At 52.4% G+C, this 18,761-nt stretch carries 21 protein-coding genes and 1 pseudogene; 9 read left to right on the top strand and 13 right to left on the bottom strand.

Annotated features, from left to right (window positions below):
- Positions 1-85: 85 nt before the first annotated feature.
- Together arcB and mtgA are read left to right on the top strand one after the other, a co-directional pair.
- Positions 86-2,505 (top strand): annotated as a pseudogene (arcB, locus tag GKC68_RS19810) (aerobic respiration two-component sensor histidine kinase ArcB).
- A gap of 796 nt (positions 2,506-3,301) precedes the next feature.
- Entirely contained in the window at positions 3,302-4,021 is a 720-nt protein-coding gene (mtgA, locus tag GKC68_RS19805) for a monofunctional biosynthetic peptidoglycan transglycosylase (RefSeq protein ID WP_342656446.1), read from the top strand.
- Positions 4,022-4,023: 2 nt separating this feature from the next.
- On the opposite strand, the gene npr is transcribed toward mtgA, so the two are convergent.
- The 11 genes from npr to GKC68_RS19750 form a co-directional block, all read right to left on the bottom strand.
- Positions 4,024-4,296, bottom strand: coding sequence for a PTS phosphocarrier protein NPr (npr, locus tag GKC68_RS19800; RefSeq protein ID WP_028723629.1), 273 nt, complete (start codon positions 4,294-4,296; stop codon positions 4,024-4,026).
- Entirely contained in the window at positions 4,293-5,147 is an 855-nt protein-coding gene (gene rapZ / locus GKC68_RS19795; RefSeq protein ID WP_342656445.1) for an RNase adapter RapZ, read from the bottom strand. The genes npr and rapZ overlap by 4 nt, the downstream gene beginning before the upstream one ends.
- Before the next feature lie 49 nt (positions 5,148-5,196).
- Positions 5,197-5,676 (bottom strand): PTS IIA-like nitrogen regulatory protein PtsN, encoded by a 480-nt coding sequence (gene ptsN / locus GKC68_RS19790; RefSeq protein ID WP_013024321.1) that lies wholly within the window; start codon positions 5,674-5,676, stop codon positions 5,197-5,199.
- A 152-nt stretch (positions 5,677-5,828) separates the two neighbouring features.
- Positions 5,829-6,116 (bottom strand): ribosome hibernation promoting factor, encoded by a 288-nt coding sequence (gene hpf / locus GKC68_RS19785; protein ID WP_028723630.1) that lies wholly within the window; start codon positions 6,114-6,116, stop codon positions 5,829-5,831.
- Positions 6,117-6,137: 21 nt separating this feature from the next.
- Positions 6,138-7,574 (bottom strand): RNA polymerase factor sigma-54, encoded by a 1,437-nt coding sequence (rpoN, locus tag GKC68_RS19780; protein ID WP_047714832.1) that lies wholly within the window; start codon positions 7,572-7,574, stop codon positions 6,138-6,140.
- A 48-nt stretch (positions 7,575-7,622) separates the two neighbouring features.
- A complete protein-coding gene (lptB, locus tag GKC68_RS19775; protein ID WP_013024324.1) occupies positions 7,623-8,348 on the bottom strand; it encodes an LPS export ABC transporter ATP-binding protein in 726 nt (241 codons plus the stop codon).
- A gap of 5 nt (positions 8,349-8,353) precedes the next feature.
- Entirely contained in the window at positions 8,354-8,908 is a 555-nt protein-coding gene (gene lptA, locus GKC68_RS19770) for a lipopolysaccharide ABC transporter substrate-binding protein LptA (RefSeq protein ID WP_028723632.1), read from the bottom strand.
- On the bottom strand, positions 8,877-9,458 hold the full coding sequence (gene lptC, locus GKC68_RS19765) for an LPS export ABC transporter periplasmic protein LptC (protein WP_014606755.1): 582 nt from the start codon (positions 9,456-9,458) through the stop codon (positions 8,877-8,879). Before lptC ends, lptA begins: the two co-directional genes overlap by 32 nt.
- Positions 9,455-10,021 (bottom strand): 3-deoxy-manno-octulosonate-8-phosphatase KdsC, encoded by a 567-nt coding sequence (kdsC, locus tag GKC68_RS19760; RefSeq protein ID WP_028723633.1) that lies wholly within the window; start codon positions 10,019-10,021, stop codon positions 9,455-9,457. The genes lptC and kdsC overlap by 4 nt, the downstream gene beginning before the upstream one ends.
- A gap of 13 nt (positions 10,022-10,034) precedes the next feature.
- Positions 10,035-11,021, bottom strand: coding sequence for an arabinose-5-phosphate isomerase KdsD (kdsD, locus tag GKC68_RS19755; protein WP_047714830.1), 987 nt, complete (start codon positions 11,019-11,021; stop codon positions 10,035-10,037).
- A gap of 16 nt (positions 11,022-11,037) precedes the next feature.
- Entirely contained in the window at positions 11,038-12,018 is a 981-nt protein-coding gene (locus tag GKC68_RS19750; protein WP_028723635.1) for a calcium/sodium antiporter, read from the bottom strand.
- Between the two features lie 211 nt (positions 12,019-12,229).
- On the opposite strand from GKC68_RS19750, the gene mlaF reads away from it, so the two are divergent.
- The 7 genes from mlaF (at position 12,230) to murA (ending at position 17,040) form a co-directional block, all read left to right on the top strand.
- Positions 12,230-13,045 carry a phospholipid ABC transporter ATP-binding protein MlaF gene (gene mlaF, locus GKC68_RS19745; protein ID WP_028723636.1) on the top strand — a complete coding sequence of 272 codons (816 nt, stop codon included), beginning with the start codon at positions 12,230-12,232 and terminating at the stop codon, positions 13,043-13,045.
- A gap of 4 nt (positions 13,046-13,049) precedes the next feature.
- A complete protein-coding gene (mlaE, locus tag GKC68_RS19740; protein ID WP_028723637.1) occupies positions 13,050-13,832 on the top strand; it encodes a lipid asymmetry maintenance ABC transporter permease subunit MlaE in 783 nt (260 codons plus the stop codon).
- Between the two features lie 4 nt (positions 13,833-13,836).
- The gene (gene mlaD, locus GKC68_RS19735) at positions 13,837-14,391 is read left to right on the top strand and encodes an outer membrane lipid asymmetry maintenance protein MlaD (protein ID WP_047714837.1); all 555 of its coding nucleotides are present in this window, start codon (positions 13,837-13,839) and stop codon (positions 14,389-14,391) included.
- A 16-nt stretch (positions 14,392-14,407) separates the two neighbouring features.
- A complete protein-coding gene (gene mlaC / locus GKC68_RS19730; RefSeq protein ID WP_028723639.1) occupies positions 14,408-15,040 on the top strand; it encodes a phospholipid-binding protein MlaC in 633 nt (210 codons plus the stop codon).
- The gene (mlaB, locus tag GKC68_RS19725) at positions 15,040-15,336 is read left to right on the top strand and encodes a lipid asymmetry maintenance protein MlaB (protein WP_028723640.1); all 297 of its coding nucleotides are present in this window, start codon (positions 15,040-15,042) and stop codon (positions 15,334-15,336) included. Before mlaC ends, mlaB begins: the two co-directional genes overlap by 1 nt.
- Positions 15,337-15,458: 122 nt before the next feature.
- On the top strand, positions 15,459-15,716 hold the full coding sequence (ibaG, locus tag GKC68_RS19720; protein WP_010251880.1) for a BolA family iron metabolism protein IbaG: 258 nt from the start codon (positions 15,459-15,461) through the stop codon (positions 15,714-15,716).
- Between the two features lie 64 nt (positions 15,717-15,780).
- Positions 15,781-17,040, top strand: a complete 1,260-nt coding sequence (gene murA / locus GKC68_RS19715; protein ID WP_028723641.1) for a UDP-N-acetylglucosamine 1-carboxyvinyltransferase — start codon at positions 15,781-15,783, stop codon at positions 17,038-17,040.
- 73 nt (positions 17,041-17,113) lie between these two features.
- Here murA and GKC68_RS19710 read toward each other — a convergent pair whose 3' ends face one another.
- Together GKC68_RS19710 and ispB are read right to left on the bottom strand one after the other, a co-directional pair.
- Positions 17,114-17,395 (bottom strand): helix-turn-helix transcriptional regulator, encoded by a 282-nt coding sequence (locus tag GKC68_RS19710; protein ID WP_013024337.1) that lies wholly within the window; start codon positions 17,393-17,395, stop codon positions 17,114-17,116.
- Positions 17,396-17,627: 232 nt separating this feature from the next.
- Entirely contained in the window at positions 17,628-18,599 is a 972-nt protein-coding gene (ispB, locus tag GKC68_RS19705; RefSeq protein WP_013024338.1) for an octaprenyl diphosphate synthase, read from the bottom strand.
- Positions 18,600-18,761: the final 162 nt, after the last annotated feature.

Genomic DNA, 18,761 nt, shown 5'->3' with positions numbered 1-18,761 from the left:
TCCGCGCGGCGATCTTACCTTATGCACTGCGACGACAGCGAAATAAATACGCTATCATGTGGCTGTTCTCATCCAGGGAGTGTTTATGAAACAGATTCGCCTGCTGGCGCAATATTATGTTGATTTAATGGTCAAGCTTGGCCTGATACGTTTCTCGCTGCTGCTGGCCTCCGCGCTGGTCGTGCTGGCGATGATTGTGCAGATGGCGGTCACCATGGTATTGCGTGGCCATGTCGAAAGTATCGATATGGTGCGCTCGGTCTTTTTTGGCCTCTTAATCACGCCCTGGGCGGTCTACTTCCTTTCTGTGGTGGTTGACCAGCTGGAAGAGTCACGTCAGCGTCTGGCAAGGCTGGTGGATAAGCTTGAAGAGATGCGCACGCGCGATCTCGAACTCAATCAGCAGATGAAAGAGACCATCTCACAGCTTAATAATGAAATCGCCGATCGTAAAAAAGCCGAGGAGGCACGTGAGCAGGTGATGGCGAAGCTGCGTGAAGAGGTGGCGCGCCGCGAGCAGGCGCAAATTGAGCTGGAGCAACAGTCTTCCTTTCTGCGTTCGTTCCTGGATGCCTCACCGGATCTGGTCTTTTACCGCAATATCGACAAACAGTTTTCGGGCTGTAACCGGGCCATGGAACTGCTAACCGGCAAAAGTGAAAAACAGCTTATTGGTCTGACGCCTCGCGACATCTATGACAACGATACGGCCACCAAGGTACTGGAGACCGACGAAAAAGTCTTCCGACATAACGTCTCGCTGACCTATGAGCAGTGGCTGCAGTATCCCGATGGCCGCAAAGCCTGTTTTGAGATCCGGAAAGTGCCCTATTATGACCGCGTGGGTAAGCGCAGTGGGCTGATGGGCTTCGGACGCGATATCACCGAGCGTAAACGCTACCAGGACGCGCTGGAGAGTGCCAGCCGGGAGAAGACCACCTTTATCTCAACGATCAGCCACGAGCTTCGTACGCCGCTTAACGGCATTGTCGGGCTAAGTCGCATCTTACTGGATACCGATCTGAACCAGGAGCAGCTCAAGTACCTGAAAACGATCCACGTTTCCGCGATTACGTTGGGCAACATTTTCAATGACGTCATTGAAGTCGATAAGATCGAACGCCGCAAGGTTCAGTTGGATAACCAGCCGGTCGACTTCACCAGTTTCCTGGCCGATCTGGAAAATCTCTCAGGCCTGCTGGCTCAGCCAAAGGGGTTGAAGTTTGTCATGGCGCCGCAACTCCCGCTGCCGCATAAGATCTCGACTGATGGCACGCGCCTGCGGCAGATTCTGTGGAATCTGATTGGTAACGCGGTGAAATTCACCCAACAGGGAGAGATCGTCGTACGCGTCGCGTACGAGCAGGATGAAACGCTGCGTTTTGAGGTTCAGGACTCAGGGCAGGGGATTCGCGAGGAAGAGCAGGATAAAATTTTTGCGATGTATTATCAGGTTACCGATCAACACGGCGGGAAGCCGGCAACCGGAACCGGTATTGGTCTGGCCGTATCACGCCGTTTGGCACAGGCCATGGGCGGGGATATCAGCGTAAACAGCGCACCGGGGCAGGGTTCCTGCTTTACCGTTGTGATAAAAGCGCCACGCATTGCAGAAGAAGTGGAAGATGAAGGCGTGGACGACTCGCTTCCGCTCCCGGCTTTGCACGTCCTGCTGGTGGAAGATATTGAGCTAAATGTCGTGGTGGCACGCTCGGTACTGGAAAAACTCGGATGCAGCGTAGAAGTGGCGATGACCGGCAAGGCGGCACTGGAGATGTTTGATCCGCTTGAGTTTGATCTGGTGCTGTTAGATATCCAGCTGCCGGACATGACCGGGATGGATGTGTCACGCGCCATCCGTCAGCAGTATCCAGACGCTAACCTGCCGCCGTTGGTTGCGTTGACGGCCAACGTGCTGAAAGACAAAAAAGAGTACTTCGACGCGGGCATGGACGACGTGCTCAGTAAGCCGCTTGCCGTGCCCGCGTTAACGGCCATCATTAAAAAGTTTTGGGACTATCAGTCTGAGAGCGATGTGCAGCCGGCTATGTTCGTTGATCACAGTAAAACCGATGCAATACTGGACGTTCCTATGCTCGAACAATATCTGGATCTGGTGGGGCCGAAGCTGATTACGCAAAGCCTGACGATGTTTGAACAGATGATGCCGGGTTATCTTGAGGTGCTGGATTCCAACATGATGGCGCGTGACCAAAAGGGCATTGCTGAGGAAGGGCATAAAATCAAGGGGGCAGCAGGCTCGGTAGGGTTACAGCATCTTCAGCAGGTGGCAAAGCAGATTCAAAGCCCTGAACTACCGGCATGGTGGGACAACGTTGGCGAATGGGTCGAAGAACTAAAGCGTGAATGGCAACACGATGTGCAGGTACTGCGCGAGTGGGTTGCTGAAAAACAGCGTTGATACAAAAAAATGACCCCAGCCGAGGCCGGGGTGCGCTAATACTGCGCCAACACCAGGGAAAAAGACGCTGCTGCTATGCTTAATGTTATTCATGCAACAGCGGGGTATTGGTTAACACTTGCAACACCTTAGCAAATTCGAATTACCTTGTGACAAGATTCATTAAAATTTGTGATGTTGAACCGCGTTTAAATACAGGAAACATTAATTCGACAACATAGTCAAGCAATGAATCAGTTTTACCGTCACATTGGTTTTTTTTTAAGCAAATCTTCTGTTTTTTGTACGCGCTTAACCCAAATTTGTTAACAAAACCCGTGTTGCGCGCGTTAACTAAAATTTTTTGCCGTCTCTTGCGAATAAAACATGTATAAGCTTATGATAATAAAGAATAATGAAGAAAGCAGGTTGATTGGACCCAAAACGTTTCGGGTCGCCGGATCTTACCTCATCATCAAAAGGTTTTGCCTATAGAATGTCTTTTATAATTCGGCAAAAACATAGCGTTAAAATAACGCTGTGTGATAAATAAATCCCTTGGTAAGGTCACTGAGTGAACGTTTTAGCAGCAGGTGCAGTGAGGGATTTTTACAGCCTGCAGGATTATATATAAGTTTTATGAAACATTGAGCTAAGGGATTGTCACAAATTGGTATCTTCTTTCCAGCATCGTGAGCGTCTTACAAAAAAGATGGAACCGATTCCTTACGCGTGGAAGTAATTGAACTCATTCAAACTATTGTTGCATACAGAATGCATTTTCTTTGTTTTGTTATAAACGTTGCACAATGTAGCAGCGCATTTGTCAGCACAAAAGTGTACGCCGGGCAGTGGTCACGCCTGAAATTAATTAACACATAAAAATCTTGAGACGAGCGCATGAGTAAGCATAAAGGGAACCTGTGGCGGCGCGTGAAGCCTGTAGTGATGCGCATAGTATTTATTTGGCTGGGGCTATGGCTGGCGGGCATTCTGCTCTTTTCGTTCATTCCTGTCCCCTTTTCCGCCGTGATGGCAGAGCGTCAGGTAGGTGCCTGGTTCAGGGGCGATTTTAGCTACGTTTCTCATTCTGACTGGGTAGGCGCAGATGAAATTTCACCCTGGATGAAACTGGCCGTCATCGCTTCTGAAGATCAACACTTCCCCGACCATTGGGGGTTCGACGTGGCGGCAATCCGGTCCGTACTGGACGACAGTGACAGCCGGATGCGCGGAGCATCCACGCTGTCACAGCAAACGGCAAAAAATCTGTTTTTATGGGATGGACGGAGTTGGGTGCGTAAAGGACTGGAGGCGGGATTAACCGTCGGGCTGGAAACCGTATGGACCAAACGGAGGATCCTGACGGTTTATCTGAATATCGCGGAGTTTGGCAAAGGCACATTCGGGGTAGAGGCGGCTTCACGCCGCTTCTTTCATAAACCTGCCAGCCGGTTAACGTTGTCCGAAGCGGCGCTGCTGGCTGCTGTCTTGCCCAATCCGCTGCGCTTTCGCGCAGACGCACCTTCAGACTATGTCCGTCAACGCCAGCAGTGGATTCTGCGCCAGATGCGTCAGTTGGGTGGCGAAGGCTTCCTGCAGCGCAATCACCTGAACTGACGTTAGTCTTCGTCGAATCCGGCTTCAAACAGTTCAATGACGGCGGCCAGGGCTTCCGTTTCCTGTGGGCCGCTGACTTCGATCTCGATATGACCGCCTTTGGCCGAATCCAGCATCAGCAACGCGATTACGCTGCTGGCTTCGGCCTCTGTCCCGCTCTCGTTACGTAACAGCACTTCGGCATCGAAACTCTGTACCAGTTCAAACAGCTTCATAGCAGGACGTGCATGCATGCCCAGCTTATTTCTGATTTCCACGGTTTGCTTAACGGTCATGATTTACGTTTTTCCAGCGTGCGATGACGAGACTGTACATTTTTACCCCGGGAGCGGAAATAGTCAGCCAGCTGTTCGGCAATATACACGGAGCGATGTTTGCCGCCAGTACAGCCAATCGCCACGGTAAGATAGCTACGGTTGTTGGTTTCCAGCATCGGCAACCAGAGTTCCAGATAGCTACGCGTCTGATAAATAAAGTTATGGACTTCAGTATGGCGATCGAGGAACGCGGCTACGGGCCTGTCCAGACCGGTCATGGGACGTAACTTGGGATCCCAGTGTGGATTAGGCAAAAAGCGCACGTCGAAAACGTAATCGGCATCAATGGGAATGCCGTGCTTGAAGCCAAACGATTCGAACACCATGGTCAGCTCACGCTCACGTTTACCCAGCAAGCGGGTACGCAGCATCTCGGCCAGTTCGTGTACCGACATCTCTGAAGTATCAATAATCAGATCGGCACGGGAACGCAGCGGTTCAAGCAGGTCGCTCTCTTCGTCAATTGCGCTTTCCAGCGACAGATCCTTGCTGGATAACGGATGGAGACGGCGCGTATCACTGTAGCGGCGGATCAACGTGTTGCGATCGGCATCAAGAAACAGCAACTGCGGTGAGAATGCTGAAGGCAAACTGCTGAGCGCCGTCTCAAAAATCTCAGGAGATTCGGGCATATTGCGTACGTCAATACTCACGGCCGCAGAGATATTGCGCTCGACCAGTGATTCAGCCAGTTGAGGCAACAGCACCACTGGCAGATTATCAACGCAGTAAAAACCCATGTCTTCCAGCGCGCGAAGCGCCACTGACTTTCCCGAGCCTGACCGACCGCTGACGATCATCAGCACCATGACCTTCTCTCCCGTTTTAAAGCCGGTTTACACCGGTAAATCACGCGCTTTATTGCTCTGTTTGTGCTTCGGTAATAATGGCATACAGTTCTTCATCGCTCTGCGCGGCACGCAGGCGGCGGCAAACCGTTTTATCCGCCAGTCGTTTTGCCACTAACGACAGCGTGTGTAAATGGGTTTTACACTGGTCAGCCGGCACCAGTAGCGCAAAAAGCAGATCGACAGGCTGATTATCCACGGCATCAAAGGCGATGGGTTGTTCCAGGCTGATAAAGACGCCCACGGCCCGTAAGGTATCTTCCTCCAGCTTGCCGTGAGGGATCGCGATACCGTTACCGATACCGGTGCTCCCCATGCGCTCACGGGTCAGGATCGCTTCAAACAGCGTTTGATGCGGCAGGTTGAGCTGCTTAGCGGCCAGTTCGCTGATAATCTCCAGCGCCCGTTTTTTGCTTTGGCAGTGTACGCTACTGCGGGTGCAGTCTGGCGAAAGCACCGTGCTCAGTTCCAGTGTTAAATCATTGTTCATTGTCGTTTCACTTGCGAGTTCACATAGCCATCAACCCGGTACGCAAAAATCACGTCGCGGAATAATGGCGCTGGCACAGATGACAAAACGGGGCGGTTAATCCGCCCCATCCTTTCAGCTTTGCGCCCCGGGCGCGCCTGCCAGCGTGAAGGTTAGTGTTTTTTTAGCTTGTCTTTATATTTGGTCAGTTGACGGGTCAACTTGTCAATCAATCCGTCAATCGCCGCATACATATCTTCCGCTTCAGATGTGGCGTGCAGCTCGCCACCGTTGACGTGCAGGGTTGCATCAGCAATCTGCGTCACTTTCTCAACTTTCAGGACAACATACACCTGATTGATATGATCAAAGTAATGTTCCAGTTTGGCAAATTTCGTTGTCACGAACTCACGCAGGGGGTCGGTGATTTCAACATTTTGCCCGGTAAGGTTCAGCTGCATAGGTCTTCCTTCTCATTTCTGTCAAACCAGCTGTTTACGCTGATTTGAAGGCGGTATGGATAAAGACTCGCGGTACTTAGCGACGGTTCGACGTGCCACTATTATCCCTTGATCAGATAACATTGAGGTCAGTTTACTGTCACTCAAGGGCTTGGCGGGGTTTTCCGCCGAAATTAATTTTTTCACCAGCGCACGAATAGCGGTAGATGACGCTTCTCCGCCACCTTCAGTATTAACATGACTGGAGAAAAAATACTTCAGTTCAAAAATGCCACGCGGGCTGTGAAGGTATTTTTGCGTGGTCACGCGAGAAATCGTCGATTCATGCATGTCCACCGCCTGGGCAATATCGGCCAGCACCATAGGACGCATAAACTCTTCACCCTGGTCAAAAAAGGCCTGTTGCTGTTCCACAATACAGCGGGAGACTTTTAATAATGTCTCGTTACGGCTTTCAAGGCTTTTAATCAGCCAGCGGGCTTCCTGCAAATTACTGCGAATAAACTGACTGTCGCTGTCGTTGCGTCCGGCTCCGCCCATGGCGGCATATTGCTGGTTGATCTTCAACCTGGGCAGGCTGTCGGTATTCAGTTCGACCGTCCAGCGCGTCGTCACTTTACGTACCAGCACATCGGGAATCACGTATTCAGGTTCACCGGTGTTAATCGACTGACCCGGACGCGGATCGAGCGACTGAATCAGCAGCATCGCCTCTTTCAGTACGTCTTCTTTCAGACGCGTCACGCGCATCAGGCTGCGGAAATCGTGGTTCGCCAGCAAGTCGAGATGGCTGCTAACGATCAATTTTGCTTCCGCCAGCATCGGCGTTTCAGGCGCATACTGCGACAGCTGCACCAGCAAGCAGTCGCGCAAATCACGCGCGCCGACGCCGACAGGATCAAAACGCTGAACGCGCTTTAACACGGCTTCGACTTCGTCGATTTCCAGCTCATCGTTACCAATACTGTCGAGAATCTCTTCAAGTGAAACAGTAAGATAACCGGTGTCATCAATGGCATCGACGATGGAGGTCGCAATGGCACGATCGTTATCGCTGAAGGGCGTTAACTCAACCTGCCACATAAGATAGTCCTGCAGTGACTGTGTGGTTTCGCCCTGATAAATCGGCAGCTCGTCATCCTGATAATCCGTACCGGTTCCTGAAGGCGTGCCAGCGGTGTAAATCTCGTCCCACGTGGCGTCAAGCGGCAGCTCTTCAGGCATATCCTTTTGTTCCAGCGCTTCTCGGGTATCCAGTCCCGCTTCGCCTTCCTGGTACGCTTTCGCGTCTATTTCTTCGTGCTGTTCGGTTTGCTCAAGCAGGGGGTTACTTTCCAGCGCCAGCTGTAACTCTTGCTGAAGTTCGAGCGTAGAGAGCTGCAGCAGACGTATCGCCTGCTGCAGTTGTGGGGTCATCGCCAGTTGTTGGCTGAGCCTGAGTTGCAAACCTTGCTTCATAGACAGGATGGATATTCCCGGGTAAACATCAGTATTAACGACACCTTATCAGAGTCTGAACTCTTCACCCAAATAAACCCGTTTAACTTGCTCATCTGCAAGGACTTCATTTGGCGTACCATGCGCAATCAGGTTCCCCTGACTGACGATATAGGCACGCTCACAGACCGCCAGCGTTTCACGCACGTTGTGGTCGGTGATGAGAACACCAAGGCCACTGTCACGCAGGTGTTCAATGATTTTTTTGATGTCGATAACGGAAATCGGGTCGACCCCGGCAAAGGGTTCATCCAGCAGGATAAATTTCGGATTAGCGGCCAGCGCACGCGCAATCTCAACGCGACGGCGCTCACCGCCCGACAGCGATTGCCCCATATTGTCGCGCAGATGCGCAATATGAAACTCTTCCATCAGTTCGTTAGCCCGATCCTGTCGCTGCTCTTCAGTTAAGTCATCACGAATTTGCAGGACCGCCATCAGGTTGTCATAAACGCTCAGGCGACGAAAGATGGAGGCTTCCTGCGGCAGATAGCCAATGCCGCGGCGCGCACGCGCATGAAGCGGCAGGATGCTGATATCTTCGTCATCAATAATGATGCGTCCCGCATCGCGCGGAACAATGCCTACTACCATGTAAAAGGTGGTCGTTTTACCCGCACCGTTTGGACCCAGCAGCCCGACGATTTCACCGGACTTTACCTGCAGGCTGACGTCTTCAACCACGCGGCGGCCTTTATAAGCCTTTGCCAGGTTTTCTGCGATTAATGTGGCCATAGTGATCAGTTACTCTTTTTTTCGCTGTTGGTTGACGCGGGCTTATCCTGCAACTGCGACGGCACCAACACGGTCGTTACGCGCTTGCTCTGGCCCTGGCTGTAAGCCTGCATTTTTTGCTCTTTGACCAGATAGGTGATGCGGTCGCCTTTGATGTTGCTGTCCAGTTGCTCAATGTAAGCGTTGCCGGTCAGCTCAACAAAGTCATTGGCAAGCTCATAATGCAGTTTGGACGCATGACCCTGAACCGGCTTGCCGTTGTCTTGCATCTGGTAAAAGGTGGCAGGATTACCGTAAGCATCCACGATGGTTTTTTTACTGTCGCCGCCCGGACGTGTAACCACCACTTTATCCGCAGTAATTTTGATCGATCCCTGGGTGACAATAACATTACCGGTGAAGGTCGCGACATTGCCTTGCAGATCCAGAGCCTGATTCTCAGAGTCGATATTGACGGGTTTGTCCGAGTCACCGGTCAGGGCCAGAGCAGGCAGGCTGGTTGCAAGCAGCAGACTGGCCAGTAATAACTTAATGCGGTTTTTGTTCATTTTGAATTTCATAAGAAGTTTTGACCTTTTCGATTAACTCGGCGTTCTTTGTCCGTAAATTACCGCGCATTTTCATACCGGTAGAGTTAAAACTGCGGCCATATAACGTCACCTGGTCGTCAGAGGCGACGTCCTGTGTGACAAGATTGACCTGAGCGTTATCCGTTTTAATTCTCTCAAGCTCAGAATCTGGAGCCAGAGCATTCAGCTCAACATGGCCGTACAGATACAGCATACGGTCTTTGGTAAGCTTTGCTTTATCTGAACGTACCGTCCAGGTCGGCATTTTATTTTCGTCATAGGTGGTCATCACCGGATTATCAAACCAGCTTATTCCGCTGTCTTCGTAGTAGGTGACTTTGTCCGATATCAGCTTATAAGCCAGCCCGCCTTGCGGGTTATAGACTACGGTATGCGAATTGGCACTGGTGTAGGTTGGCGTTTGATCATTATTCGCTACCGGCGCGCTGTTGTCGCCATCCCGGTTAGTGAAATTCCAGCCAATAAGCACCAGCGCAATCAAGGCCAGACCCAACGTTATCCAACGCCTGCTTTTACTCATACTGATTGCCCTTTGGCATCCTCGAATTTATTTTGCGCCATTAAGATGAGATCGCACAGCTCCCGCACCGCACCGCGCCCACCAGCAATACGTGTAACGTAATTCGCGCGCGTCAATAGCAATGGATGGGCATCGGCGACAGCCACGCTTAACCCGACTTTCGCCATCACTGGCCAGTCAATCAGATCGTCGCCAATATAGGCGACCTGATCGTCAGAGAGCGACAGTGTATCCAGAAGTTCACCATAGGCCAAAAGCTTATCTGATTGCCCCTGATAAAGGTGGCGAATTCCGAGCGTTTTACAGCGGTCTTCCAGTAATTTGGCTGTGCGGCCGGTAATAATAGCCACTTCGACGTCAGAGGTCAGCAGGCAGCGAACGCCATAGCCATCGCGCACGTTAAAGGTTTTCAGCTCTTCGCCGCTGTTCCCCATATAAATCAGGCCATCCGACATCACACCGTCAACGTCGCAGATCAGCAGGCGAATTTTACTGGCGCGCGCCATCACATCTGAACTGACCGGGCCGTAGCACGTTTCTAAAGGGGCATTTTCCGACTGCATTATGTCTTCCTGTTTACACTACGCCAGCGCGCAGCATGTCATGCATATGTACCACACCCAACAGACGGTCGTCATCGGCCACCAGCAGGGAAGTAATGTTTTTGGTTTGCATCAAATTCAGCGCATCCACCGCCAGCACGTTAGGCCGCACGCGAATGCCGCCCCGGGTCATGACTTCAGCGATAGTGGCGTGTTGAAAATCAATGCCCATATCAAAGATGCGGCGCAGGTCACCATCGGTAAAGATGCCTTCGATCTTCATCAGATCGTCCACGATAACCGTCAGGCCGAGATTTTTACGGGTAATTTCCAGCAGGGCATCACGCAAGGAGGCATCGCGAGTGACGTGCGGGAGTTCATCCCCGCTGTGCATAATGTCGCTGACGTGTAGCAGCAGCTTCCGGCCCAGCGCACCGCCCGGATGGGACAAGGCAAAGTCTTCTGGCGTAAAGCCGCGGGCTTCCAGCAGGGAAACGGCCAGCGCATCGCCCATGACCAGCGTTGCGGTTGTGCTGGTGGTGGGGGCCAGGCCGAGCGGACAGGCCTCCTGTGGGACTTTCACGCACAGGTGGATATCTGCGGCGCGGGCCATGGTGCTTTCAGGACGGCTTGTCATACAGATCAACGGAATCTTTTGGCGTTTCATTACCGGTATCAGCGCCAAAATCTCACTGGATTCGCCACTGTTAGATATTGCGATGACGACATCATCTTTACCTACCATGCCAAGATCGCCATGGCTGGCCTCAGCGGGATGCACAAAGAACGCTGGCGTGCCGGTACTGGCAAAGGTGGCCGCCATTTTTTTGCCGATATGGCCTGACTTGCCCATCCCCATGACCACCACTTTTCCCTGACAGGCATAAATCAGCGCGCAGGCGTCGGCGAAAGCTTCATTAATATATTGATCAAGCTGCTCCAGGCCTTCGCGCTCGATGCGTAATACCGTTTTACCGGCTTTCTGAAAATCAAAATTTACCGTTGGTTGCTGATATGACATGGCGAATCTGTCCTTGTTAGCCGTCCATAAACGCCGGCTGTAGCCACAGCAGCGTTACCCAGACGAAGAAACCACAGAGTAAAAGCGAACCCGCCGTACGGCCAACCCGGCGGCGACGCAGCAGACAAAGCATGGCGAAAAGCACGCTGACACCAAGCATTATCCAGTAATCGCGCGCAAATGCGTGATAGTCTACGCTGCCGGGATGAATCAGGGCCGGCAGACCCAAAACGATAGCCAGATTATAAATATTGGCACCAATCAGGTTGCCGATAGCGATATCATCTTCACCTTTTAGCGCGCCCGCGATGACCGTTGCCAGCTCTGGCAGACTGGTGCCGACGGCAATGAGCGTTAGCCCCATGACCAACTCGCTGACGCCAAAGTAATCCGCAAATACGGTCGCGTTATCGATCACCATGTGCGTCGACATGGGCAGGATAATCAGTGCGACGGCCAGCCAGAGAAAGGCGACGGTATTTCCGCTCTCTTCGCGCGGCAGTTCGGCTAATTGTTCGCGCGTTAAGGTATCGTTATTGTCCATCTCTGCTTTGCGCGCGATGCGGATGGTCACTATCAGATAAATCGCGGCGATAGCAATCAGTGCAAGGCCATCCAGGCGACTAAGATAGTTATCAAATAACATGATGCCGCTCAGTAGTGAGACCAGCACCATCAGCGGCAGTTCACGGCGTATTAAATTGGAATGGATGCTTAGGGGATGCAGCAAGGCCGCGCCACCGAGAATCAAAAGAATGTTGGTGATGTTTGAGCCAAGCGCGGTGCCCACCGCCAGATCCATCTGTCCGTACTGCGCAGCCGAGAAAGAGAGAATGATCTCCGGGAGCGAGGTGCCGATACTGACGACGGTCATGCCGATGATCAAGGGCGGGATGCCAAAGGATCGACAAAGTATTGCAGCACTAAACACCAGACGATCGGCACCATAAGCCAGTAAAAGCAGTCCGATAATTAGCAGTGCGGTAGCGACGAACATGAAAAATCCTTGCTTAAACCCCTGTCGGCTCGCCTTCAGGTTCTTTGTGACAAAACAGGCGCTGATTTTGACCGTCTGAACGGCAAAAGTAAATTTTATGACCGTTTTCGCCAAATCTTTGTATTAAGTTTCTGTAAAGCTATCGTGCGTTTAGCTTTAACAGGCTACCATCGTACCCTATGTTGACGCCCGATCCGTAATAGAGGTGATAATGATCCAACAAAAAACGAACCTGGTTGAGGTTCGTGGCGTGAGTTTTTCACGTGGCGATCGCAAAATTTTCGACGATATTTCGCTGACGGTGCCCAAAGGGAAAGTGACGGCGATTATGGGGCCGTCGGGGATCGGGAAAACAACGCTGCTACGCTTAATTGGCGGGCAACTGCAACCTGACAGCGGTGAGATCTGGTTTCGGGATGAGAACATTCCGACATTGTCGCGCACAAAGTTGTATGAAGCGCGTAAAAAGATGAGCATGTTGTTTCAGTCTGGTGCACTGTTTACCGACTTAACGGTATATGAAAACGTGGCCTGGCCGCTGCGTGAACATACCCGGCTGCCCGCGCCGATTTTACACAGTACCGTACTTATGAAGCTGGAAGCCGTGGGGCTACGCGGTGCTGCTCAGCTGAAGCCTGCGGAGTTGTCAGGCGGGATGGCCCGCAGGGTTGCGCTGGCGCGCGCGATTGCGCTTGAGCCTGAACTCATTATGTTCGATGAACCCTTTGTGGGGCAGGATCCCATAACGATGGGCGTGCTGGTTAAGCTGATTGATGAACTGAATCATGCGCTGGGCCTGACCTGTATCGTGGTTTCCCACGATGTGCCCGAAGTGTTGAGTATTGCCGATTACGCCTACATCGTGGCAGGACAAAAAATTATTGCGCACGGCACGACGCCAGATCTGCGTACTAACAACGATCCCCGTGTGCGCCAGTTTATTGACGGCATTGCGGATGGGCCAGTGCCGTTTCGTTTTCCGGCGGGCGACTATTTGGCCGACTTAACCGGCTCAGGGAGAATCTAAGCTGATGTTGTTGAAAGCACTGGCGTCGTTAGGACGCCGGGGAATAGGAACCTGCGCCAGCTTTGGGCGTGCCGGTTTAATGCTTTTTCATGCGCTGGTCGGTAAGCCCGCGTTCCGTAAACACTTTCCGCTGCTGATAAAACAGCTTTACAGCATTGGCGTACTGTCTCTGGTCATCATTGTCGTCTCCGGTCTGTTTATTGGCATGGTGCTGGGCCTCCAGGGTTATCTGGTGTTAACCACCTATGGTGCAGAAACCAGTCTGGGCATGCTGGTGGCGCTGTCGCTGCTGCGTGAACTGGGGCCGGTTGTGACGGCGCTGCTGTTTGCAGGTCGCGCAGGATCGGCCTTAACGGCAGAGATCGGGCTGATGAAAGCCACCGAGCAACTTTCCAGTATGGAGATGATGGCGGTTGATCCCCTGCGGCGGGTTGTTTCGCCGCGCTTTTGGGCGGGTTTTATCAGCATGCCGCTGCTGGCGTTAATCTTTACTGCGGTAGGGATTACGGGCGGCGCGCTGGTCGGCGTGAGCTGGAAAGGGATTGACGCCGGCTTCTTCTGGTCGGCGATGCAAAACGCCGTCGATTTTCGTAGCGATGTGGTCAACTGCATCATTAAAAGCGCTGTGTTTGCCGTCACTGTCACCTGGATTGCATTGTTCAACGGTTACGATGCCATCCCGACCTCTGAAGGAATTAGCCGCGCCACGACGCGCACCGTGGTGCATGCATCACTGGCGGTGCTCGGTTTAGATTTTGTGCTGACAGCACTGATGTTTGGGAATTGATGCGATGCAAAGCAAAAAAAGCGAAATTTGGGTTGGCGTGTTTATGATCATGGCAATGATTGCCGTGTTGTTCCTCTGCCTGCGCGTGGCGGATCTTAAATCTCTTGGCACAGAACCTACCTGGAAACTGTATGCCACCTTCGATAACATCGGCGGCCTGAAAGCCAGCTCACCTGTAAAAATCGGCGGGGTTGTGATTGGTCGGGTGACCGATATTTCACTTGAACCGAAAACCTTACTGCCGCGCGTCACAATGGATATCAGTGATAAATATGCCAACCAGATTCCGGATACCAGTTCGCTGGCAATCCGTACTCAGGGGTTACTGGGCGAGCAGTTTCTGTCATTAAATATCGGCTTTGACGATCCTGAGCTAGGATCGTCAATGCTGAATGACGGCGGGACGATTCGCGATACCAAGTCGGCGATGGTGCTGGAAGATCTGATTGGCCAGTTCCTGTATAAAAGCGGCGACAATAAAGGTAACCAGCAAACCAGTGACAGTAAGGACGCGCAGGGCGGCGAGATGGCCGCACCGGCAGCAGCGGCTCAACCTTAAATAGAGGGATAACATGATGTTTAAACGTTTTCTGATGATCGCCATGCTGGTCATTGCGCCATTCGCGGCGACAGCGGCTGACCAAAGTAATCCTTATACCTTGATGAATGAAGCGGCTAACAAAACGTTTACCCGCCTGAAAAGCGAACAAGCGAAAATCAAGCAGGATCCCAACTATCTGCGTGACATTGTCCGGCAGGAACTGCTGCCGTATGTGCAGATTAAATACGCGGGTGCATTAGTACTGGGCCGCTTCTATCGCGATGCCACGCCGGCCCAACGCGAAGCCTATTTTAAGGCTTTTGGTGATTATCTGGCCCAGGCTTATGGTCAGGCGTTAGCGCTGTATCACGGCCAGACTTACCAGATCGAACCGCCAAAACCGCTGGGCGATTCCAATATTATCGCGATCCGCGTGACGATCATCGATCCTCAGGGCCGCCCGCCTGTGCGTCTGGATTTCCAGTGGCGTAAAAACAGTCAGACCGGTAACTGGCAGGCGTTTGATATGATCGCTGAAGGCGTGAGTATGATCACCACCAAACAGAATGAGTGGGGCGATCTGCTGCGTACCAAGGGGATCGATGCGCTGACCGCTCAGCTGGAAGCCTCAGCGAAACAGCCTATCACCCTGGATCAAAATAAATAATGCAGCCCTCACTGAACTGGTCTCGCGAGGCGAACACACTGCGGCTGGAGGGCGAGCTGGATCGTGACACGCTGCTCAGCCTCTGGGAGCAGCGTGAAGCGCTGGTTAACGCGGTTGAACTGATCGATGTTTCTGCCCTGCAAAGGGTGGATTCATCGGGACTTGCGCTGCTGGTTCACCTGCGGGAGATTAGCTCGCAGCAGGGAGGGTCGCTGCGCTTTGTGGGAATCGGCGACAAATTGCAGTCGCTGGTCACCCTTTACAACCTGCAACAAATTATTGTTTCTGCGGATTAAAGCGCCTGAAATGGCCTTTCTCGTCAAAGCCCCGGTCCCGTACAGGGGCTTTTGCGTATTTAAGAATCAGGCACTTTCCTCTACTATGTCAGCCTTATTATTATTAAGTGAAGTTAAGAGCAATGGAAAACAGTGAGATTCAGGCCGTGCTGATGGCAGCGCTGCCCTTAGATGAAGTTCATGTCATGAGCAATGATGGCAGCCATTTCCAGGTTATCGCCGTGGGTGAGCTGTTTGGTGAGTTAAGCCGCGTGAAGAAGCAGCAGGCTGTCTATGCGCCGCTGATGGAATTTATTGCGGACAACCGTATTCATGCCGTCTCCATCAAAACTTACACGCCTGCAGAGTGGGCGCGTGACCGTAAACTCAACGGTTTTTGATTCCCTTCGGGGCTGCTCACCTGAGCGTGACCGTTTTATAGCCAGTTAATTGAGAACCGTGTTAATGGATAAATTTCGTGTGCAAGGCCCCACCCGCTTAAGTGGTGAAGTCACCATTTCCGGCGCGAAAAACGCCGCACTGCCCATTCTGTTTGCTGCTTTGCTGGCTGAAGAGCCGGTAGAGATCACGAATGTGCCAAAGCTGCGTGACATCGACACCACCATGAAGCTGTTGACGCAATTGGGTGCCAAGGTTGAGCGCAACGGTTCTGTACACGTTGATGCCAGCGGTGTAGACGTTTTTTGTGCGCCTTACGAACTGGTGAAAACCATGCGTGCCTCAATCTGGGCGCTGGGTCCGCTGGTGGCGCGTTTTGGTCAGGGCGAAGTTTCACTGCCGGGCGGCTGCGCCATTGGTGCGCGTCCGGTTGACCTGCACATTACGGGCCTTGAGCAGTTAGGTGCAGAGATCAAGCTGGAAGAAGGTTATGTCAAAGCCTCGGTTAACGGACGCCTGAAGGGCGCGCTGATCGTGATGGACAAAGTCAGCGTAGGCGCGACCGTCACCATCATGAGCGCAGCGACGCTGGCCACCGGCACTACCGTGATTGAGAATGCGGCGCGCGAACCTGAAATCGTTGATACCGCCAACTTCCTCAACACCCTGGGCGCCAAAATCAGCGGTGCCGGTACCGATAAAATTACTATCGAAGGCGTCGAGCGCCTGGGCGGCGGCGTTTACCGTGTACTGCCCGATCGCATTGAAACCGGCACCTTCCTGGTTGCGGCAGCCATCTCCGGCGGTAAAGTCATCTGCCGCAATGCACAGCCCGATACGTTGGATGCGGTGCTCGCGAAGCTGCGCGAAGCAGGAGCAGACATCGAAATCGGAGAAGACTGGATCAGCCTGGATATGCACGGCAAGCGCCCTAAGGCGGTTAACGTGCGTACGGCTCCGCATCCGGGATTCCCGACCGATATGCAGGCCCAGTTTACCTTGCTGAATCTGGTGGCTGAAGGAACGGGATTGATTACCGAGACCATCTTCGAAAACCGCTTTATGCATATTCCTGAGCTGATTCGTATGGGCGCGCATGCAGAAATTGAGAGCAATACTGCAATCTGTCACGGTGTAGAAACGTTGTCAGGTGCGCAGGTGATGGCAACGGATCTTCGTGCCTCGGCCAGTCTGGTCCTGGCAGGCTGTATCGCGGAAGGAACAACGCTGGTTGATCGTATTTACCATATTGACCGTGGCTACGAGCATATCGAAGATAAGCTCAAAGCGATGGGGGCAAATATCGAGCGCATCAGCGGCGAATAATCTTGCGGCATGATGCTAATGAAACCAGCCTTATCACAAGGCTGGTTTTTTTTCGGCTACCGATCGCGTTACGCTAACTTTTGGTCTCGTTGTGAGTCGGTCGCACACGCTTTTTGCGATCCAGCAGACAATGGGTTTCGGGATCGTAATAACGACTTGGCCATATCTCTGACGGATGGACATTGATCGCATCGGCAATCAGCCATTCGCCTTTAGGCCAGGGGCGCGAAAGCGCGTTGGCCAGGGTTGATGAACTTAATCCCGACTGACGTGAAAGCGCCGCCAGCGTGGTGCCACGTTTACGAAGTGCGGCAATGATATCGGCGGGATGCCAGTCCTCTGTCCTGCTCTGCATAACTTTTTCTCCTTGTCCTTGTCAGTGCGTAACGCGCGAGTGATGCTGACTTGTCTACATCCTATCTGGAAAGTTGCTGAGTTTTATATCAGCAAGTTTCCATAAGATTCCAGTAATATTTAGGCAAGCAGACAGAACTGAGCGGCCTGACGCAAAAGGAGTGTAACGCGTGAAAGAAGAGGGAAGAGCGGAGAGGGTAACGGAGCCGGGGTGGCTCCGTCAGGAACAGAAATCAGAAATCACGTTGGACTGACATATGCGCCAGCGCTTCCAGGGCGGAACGCCACGGGGTTTCTGGCAGAATCTGCAAGGCTGCAATAGCTTTATCGGCCTCTTGCTCCGCACGCTGACGCGTCCATTCCAGTGAGCCACACTGGTTCATCGCTTCCAGTACCGGCGCCAGCAAATGGCGACCGTTGCCCTGTTCGATCGCATCACGGATCATTTTCGCCTGTTCAGGCGAACCATGGTTCATGGCGTGAAGCAGTGGCAGTGTCGGTTTACCTTCGCTGAGATCATCGCCGGTGTTTTTACCCAGGGTTTCCCCGTCGGCACTGTAATCAAGTAAATCGTCAATTAACTGGAAAGCGGTTCCCAGATAGCGCCCGTAATCCTGTAGGGCTTTTTCCTGCGCTGGCGTTGCCTCCGCTAAAATCGCCGAGGCCTGAGAGGCGGCTTCGAATAAGCGCGCTGTTTTGCTGTAGATCACCCGCATATAGCTCTCTTCTGTGATGTCAGGATCGTTGACATTCATCAGCTGGAGCACTTCCCCTTCCGCGATAACGTTCACCGCTTCAGACATTAGCGCCAGAATACGCAGCGATCCCATGCTGGTCATCATCTGGAAGGCACGAGTATAAATAAAATCACCGACCAGCACGCTGGCTGCGTTACCAAATGCAGCGTTCGCGGTGGCCTTGCCACGGCGCATATCGGATTCATCCACGACATCGTCATGCAATAGCGTGGCGGTGTGGATAAATTCGATCAGCGCCGCGTTGGTAACATGTAAATCGCCCTGATAACCCATGGCGCGCGCCGACAGCACGGCAATCATGGGGCGAATGCGTTTACCGCCGCCACTGATGATGTAATAACCCAGCTGGTTGATGAGCGAGACATCTGAATTCAGCTGGTCGAGTATGGTCTGGTTAACGGCAGCCATGTCCTGTGCGGTTAATTCGTTAATCTGTTCTAAGTTCATTCGTCTTTTCAGCTATGACTCGTTTCTTTGCCATGGTAAGCGGTTTTACCCAGCCAGCGTTCAGTAATCTGTTACTGATTGTACTTGAATTTTCAGGTTGAGAAACGTTTGCATTGAGCCTGTGTTTTTTTTCTGCAAGAGTGTGCAAAGTGCTCTTGTCTT

The sequence above is a fragment of the Pantoea sp. RSPAM1 genome (assembly GCF_038816185.1).
In the GTDB taxonomy this organism is placed as follows: domain Bacteria; phylum Pseudomonadota; class Gammaproteobacteria; order Enterobacterales; family Enterobacteriaceae; genus Pantoea; species Pantoea ananatis.
The sequence above is the reverse complement of the archived record's forward strand: the minus strand, read 5'-3'. Positions and strand labels throughout refer to the sequence as shown.